At 65.4% G+C, this 5,244-nt stretch carries 5 protein-coding genes; 4 read left to right on the forward strand and 1 reads right to left on the reverse strand.

Features of this window, described 5'->3' with window-relative positions:
- Positions 1-286 (forward strand): hypothetical protein (locus tag JOY90_RS36615; protein ID WP_291695957.1); only part of this gene is annotated, 286 nt, incomplete at its 5' end.
- On the forward strand, positions 283-882 hold the full coding sequence (locus JOY90_RS36620) for a pentapeptide repeat-containing protein (RefSeq protein WP_291695958.1): 600 nt from the start codon (positions 283-285) through the stop codon (positions 880-882). The genes JOY90_RS36615 and JOY90_RS36620, both read left to right, overlap by 4 nt.
- Positions 883-1,036: 154 nt before the next feature.
- Here the strand turns inward: JOY90_RS36620 and JOY90_RS36625 are convergent, their stop codons facing one another.
- Complete coding sequence (locus tag JOY90_RS36625; RefSeq protein WP_291695959.1) at positions 1,037-2,221, reverse strand: FAD-dependent monooxygenase; 1,185 nt, start codon at positions 2,219-2,221, stop codon at positions 1,037-1,039.
- A gap of 267 nt (positions 2,222-2,488) precedes the next feature.
- On the opposite strand from JOY90_RS36625, the gene JOY90_RS36630 reads away from it, so the two are divergent.
- Complete coding sequence (locus tag JOY90_RS36630; protein WP_291695960.1) at positions 2,489-3,433, forward strand: tripartite tricarboxylate transporter substrate binding protein; 945 nt, start codon at positions 2,489-2,491, stop codon at positions 3,431-3,433.
- A gap of 30 nt (positions 3,434-3,463) precedes the next feature.
- Positions 3,464-5,244 (forward strand): 2OG-Fe(II) oxygenase (locus JOY90_RS36635; protein WP_291695961.1); only part of this gene is annotated, 1,781 nt, incomplete at its 3' end.

The raw sequence follows: 5,244 nt of genomic DNA on the forward strand, positions 1-5,244 counted from the left end.
GAAGGCCGGCAAGGTGCCGGGCCCGATCGTCCGCGACCCGAGCGGCGCCGCGGAATTCATCGACGCCGCCGGTACCCGATGGGACGTGAAGGGATTCAACTCGAATTTTCCGGTCCGGAAAGGCGGTTTCTCGTTGGCGAGGGATGCCGGAAAAGTGGACAAGTCACTCACCCTCGGCGAAAATGTGATGCTGGATACCAGCAAGATGAAACCCGCGGACATTGCCGCGTTGAAGCAAGAGGGTGTCGCCCGGGGATGGGGCGACAGAGTGAAATATTGGCCATGATCGACGCGCGGACGCGAAAGATGGTGGAGCAGCACCAGGCCTGGGTGGCGTCCTCGGGGCAGGCGGGACGACAGCTCGTGTCCGAAGATCTCGATTTCCGCGGCGCCCGGTTGCCTGAAATCGAACTGCTGGATGCCGAAATCCCCGGTGCCGATTTTTCCGCGGCCTCGATGGCGCGGACCGATCTGTCCGGATGCAACCTGGCCTCCGCCAAATTCGAACGCGCCGATTTCTCCAATGCCGCGCTGGTCAAATCGAATCTCGACTATGCCGATTTCACCTCCGCGAGGCTTGCCGGCGCCAATCTCCGTCGCGCGAGCCTGATCGAAGCCATCTTGACCGAGGCCGATCTCGATCACGCCGATCTGCGCGGCGCCGATCTCAGCGGTGCCAATCTGCGCGGCGCCTCGCTGGTCGGCAGCCAGCTTGACGATGTTTTCCTGGATGGAACCAAGCTGGGCGGTGCGCGTCTGCGCGGCGCCACCGGAATCGAGTCCCTCGTCAAATGCCGCATTGACGTCGGTGTCTCCGGCGCGCCGGACCTTCGGGAGGGTGAGGCGGCGCGACAGTGGTTGCTCGAGGCCGCCAAGGCCTGACAGCCGGGGCGCCGATCCATCGGGTGCGAACGCCCGGCTGCGTCAGCAACAAAGTAGCCCGGATGAGCGAAGCGATATCCGGGACGAGACGATGGATACCCGGATGTCGCTGCGCTCATCCGGGCCACGCCCGCTGCTCGGGCCGAGGAACGCCTCACGCCAATCCTACCGCCGCCAACTCCGCCTCGCGCACCACGTCATAGTCGTAGAGCCGCTTGCGGAACGCGGCATGCGCGGTGATCTCGGCGTCGCGGACGCCGAGGTCGGAATAGGCCGAATCGTAGCGCATGCCGTTCTCGCGGGCGCCACGCTGCACGGTGGCCACCCGTTCGCGCCGCAGCCGTTCATAGGCCGCGAGGGCCGCCGGCGCGGCGGCAGGTCCGGCCTGCGCCAGAATCGTTGCCAGCGCCATGCCGTCCTCGATCGACTGGTTGGCGCCCTGGCCGAGATGCGGCAGCATCGGGTGTGCGGCATCGCCGAGCAAGGTCAGCCGGTCCTTGGTCCAGGTCGGCAGCGGCTCGCGGTCATAGAGGGCCCAGCGGAAGGTCTTCTGCACCTGACTCAGCAGCCCCTCGATGCGGCTGTCCCAGCCTTCGAACTCGCGGCGCAGCGCGTCGGGATCGCCGGGCGCGGACCAGGATTCCTTCATCTCCTCGTCCGCCGGCACGAAGCCGACATAGTTGATCAGTTCGCCCGCGCGCACCGGGAAGGTGAGAAAATGTTTTCCCTGGCCGAGCCACATCTGCCAGCAATCGGTCGGCCAGTGCGGAATGAGCGCATGCGCCAGCACGCCGCGATAGGCGATGTTGCCGTGAAACACCGGCCGCGCCGGCGGGGTCACCTTGCGCCGCAGCTCGGAGTGAATGCCGTCGGCCGCGATGACGATATCGCCTTCGGCGAAGGCGCCGTTTGCGAACGCGACCCGCGCGCTCGTCTCGGTCTGCTCCAGATCGACGGCGCGATGGCCGGTCCGAATCACGCCGGCCGGCAGCGCGTTCGCGAGCATGTCGACGAGGTCGGCCCGATGCATCCCATAGGTCGCGTTCCAGCCCGAGGAGTCCGTCACCTGGACCGGCGCGATCGGCGCGCCATCATGGCGGAAATAGTGCGAGCCGGTGCCGACCCTGGCGCCCCATTTCTCGACGGCGGGCCCGAGGCCGACCCTCTGCAGGTGGCGCACGCTGTTCGGTGTCAGGAACACGCCTGCTCCGACCTCGCCGAGCGCGGGCGCCTGTTCATGGACTGTCACGTTGAACCCGTTCGCGATCAGCGCGTTCGCTGCGAACAACCCGCCAATTCCCCCGCCCACAACGACGATGTTGAGTCCCGACCGCGCCATCACTTCATCCTGTGTGATTTCATTCCACGAAACGCTTGCGGACATTGACGCTTGAAACCTCAAGATTCCAGTGGTCTTCTCATCCAAAATTCGTCGTCACTGCGCCAAATGCTTCGGACGCCTGCTGGTTCACGCTATTCTCGATGGCGTGGAACGACAAATCGCAACTCGCAAGCAATGCGAGCTGATCGTTGCAGCGACAACAAGAGGTAGTTTCAGGTGCCTGGACCGACACTTTCCTTCTCTCCCGCCCGGCGATGTCTGGCCATGGTTTTCGCGGCGTCTCTGCAAGTCTGCGGTCCGCTGCGCGCGGAGGAGTTTCCGGATCATGTGGTGAAGGTCGTCGTGCCGTTCCCCGCCGGCGGCACAGCCGATGCCGTGCCGCGGATCATTTTCGACTGGGTCTCGCGCAAATGGCATCAGCCGGTCGTCATCGAGAACCGCACGGGCGCGGCCGGCAATATCGGCTCCGAGCTGGCGTTCCGTTCGGCTCCCGATGGCTACACGCTGCTGGCGTCACCGCCGCCGCCGCTGGTGATCAATCAGAATCTCTACCCGAAGCTCGGGTTCGATCCGGTCAGGCTGGAGCCGGTTGTCGTGATGGCGCAGGTGCCGAACGGGTTGTTCGTCAATCCGGCCAATGTCAAGGCATCGAGCGTCGCCGAGTTCATCGACTATCTGCGACAGAATCCCGACAAGCTGACGTCGGCAACCCAGGGCAACGGGACGACCTCGCATTTGACCTCCGAGCTGTTTCAGTTGATGGCGAGGGTGAAGCTCCGCCATGTTCCTTACCGCGGCTCGGCGCCTGCGCTGCAGGATCTGGTCGCCGGCAATGTCGATGTGATGTTCGACAATCTCGGCGTCTCGCTGCCGCTGGTCGAGGCCGGCAAGCTGAAGCTGCTGGCGGTCGCCTCGCCCAAGCGGCTCGCGACGCTGCCCAACGTTCCGACCATCGCGGAGACGTTGCCAGGCTTCGAAGCCGTGGCATGGTATGGCGTGGTGGCGCCACCGGGAACGCCCAGGAGCGTCATCGACAAGGTCAATGCCGACGTCAACGAGGCCCTGACCCAGCCGGAGGTGCAGGATCATCTGAAGCCGCTGTCGGCCGAGGTGTTCGGCGGATCGGTCGAGAAGACGGCGGACTATCTGCACCGGGAGATCGAGCGTTGGGGCGGGGTGATCAAGGCGGCCGATATCAAGCTGCAATGATCGACGATCGTGAAGAAGATGAGGGATGCCATGTCGTCAATCGGTGATGCGTTGCTCGACAGCCTGCGTTCCGTCGAACGTCCGGGCGATTTCTGCACCGGGGACACCCGCGAAATCGTCATGCCGACGATCGATGTCGACGGCATAGGGAGGATCGCCTTTCCGATTCTCACGCCGCAGGCCGAGCATCTCGTGGCAGCCGCGGACGCCGCTCCCTATGGACGCGGCGAGGCGACCGTGATCGATCGGGAGGTCCGGCGAACCTGGCAGCTCGATCCCACCAAGGTTCGGATCAGCGGTCGCCGGTGGGACGAGACTCTGGCGCGGCTGGTCGTCGATGCCGTCCGCGGTCTCGGCGTGGAAGGGCCGGTGGAGGCCGACTTCTACAAGCTCCTTGTCTACGATACCCGCGGCTTCTTCGTCGATCATCGCGACACCGAGAAGGCTCCCGGCATGTTCGCGACCATGGTGCTCGTGCTGCCGTCCGACCATCGCGGCGGCGAGCTGGTCGTCAAGCATCTCGGCCGCGAGGTGGTGTTCGACTTACGGCCGCAGGAGCCGTCGGAGATCGGGCTTGCCGCCTTCTATGCCGACTGCGTGCACGAGGTGCGGCCGGTTCAGGCCGGACATCGCCTGACTCTCGTCTACAATCTTTGCTTCGCCGGCAAGAGTCGCCGGGTCTCGGCGCCGGACTATCGCAAGGAGCGCGAACGCGTGGTGCAGGCGCTGCGGAGCTGGGCGAGCGATCCGGACGCGCCGGACAAGCTGGTCCTGCCTCTGGAGCATGTCTATACACCGGCCGAGTTGTCGTTCCGTGCGCTCAAGGGTGCCGATGCTGGCGTCGCGTCCGTGCTGGTCGGCGCCGCCGCCGAAGCGGATTGCGATCTTCATCTCGCGTTGGCGTCGATCGAGGAGAGCGGCAGCGCCGAAGACACCGGCTATTACGGCCGCGGCCGCTGGGATCGCGACGAGGACGAAGAGGATGAGGAAGACGAAGGCGACGACTTCGAGGTTGTCGAGGTCATCGACCGGGACCTCATCCTGTCGGAGTGGCGGCGTCCGGATGGAGGCGAGGCGAGCTTCGGCCTGTTTCCGTTCGGCGAGGACGAGCTTTGTCCGCCGGATGCCTTCGAGAAACTGACACCCGACGAGCAGCATTTCCACGAGGCGACCGGCAACGAGGGCGCATCCTTCGATCGCACCTATCGGCGCGCCGGTTTCGTCCTCTGGCCGACGGCGCGCCGGTTCGCCGTGCTCAATCAGGCCGGCTTGCCCACGACGCTGCCCCATCTCGAGGGTCTCACGGCGCGCTGGGAGGCGAACGGCAGGCCGGCCGAGTCGCCGTCATGGCGGGAGGCTGATGAGCTTTCTGGCCACATGGTGGCCTCCTGGTCGCGTTTGACTTGGCGATCGGATGACGACGTCGATGCCGAGCGGATGCTGGAGTTGCAGGTTCGGCTCGGCAATATGAAACGTATCGATGAATTTCTCTCTGGCGTGTCCGCGGAAGGCAACTACGCCGCCCGCGACAACGAAGCGATCATGCGTGCGGTCGCCCTGCTACCGGCTCTGCGTGCAACCGAACTGCTGGTCGGGATCGTCGCGCGCAACGCGCCGCTGCGGCTGAGCGCCTGCGGCGACCTGGTGAAACGCTGCGTGGAAGTCACGGCGCTCGGCCTGGAGCAGATCGGCGCGGCCCTGGTGAAGGCCCTGCCGGGTCCACCGGCAAAGCAGCGGGAGCGCGATCCCTGGGACGATCGGCCGAAGTCCATCAAGCCCGGCTTCGTCGTCGATCTGCTGATCGCGACGAG

Source organism: Bradyrhizobium sp., from assembly GCF_019242285.1.
Classification (GTDB): domain Bacteria; phylum Pseudomonadota; class Alphaproteobacteria; order Rhizobiales; family Xanthobacteraceae; genus Bradyrhizobium.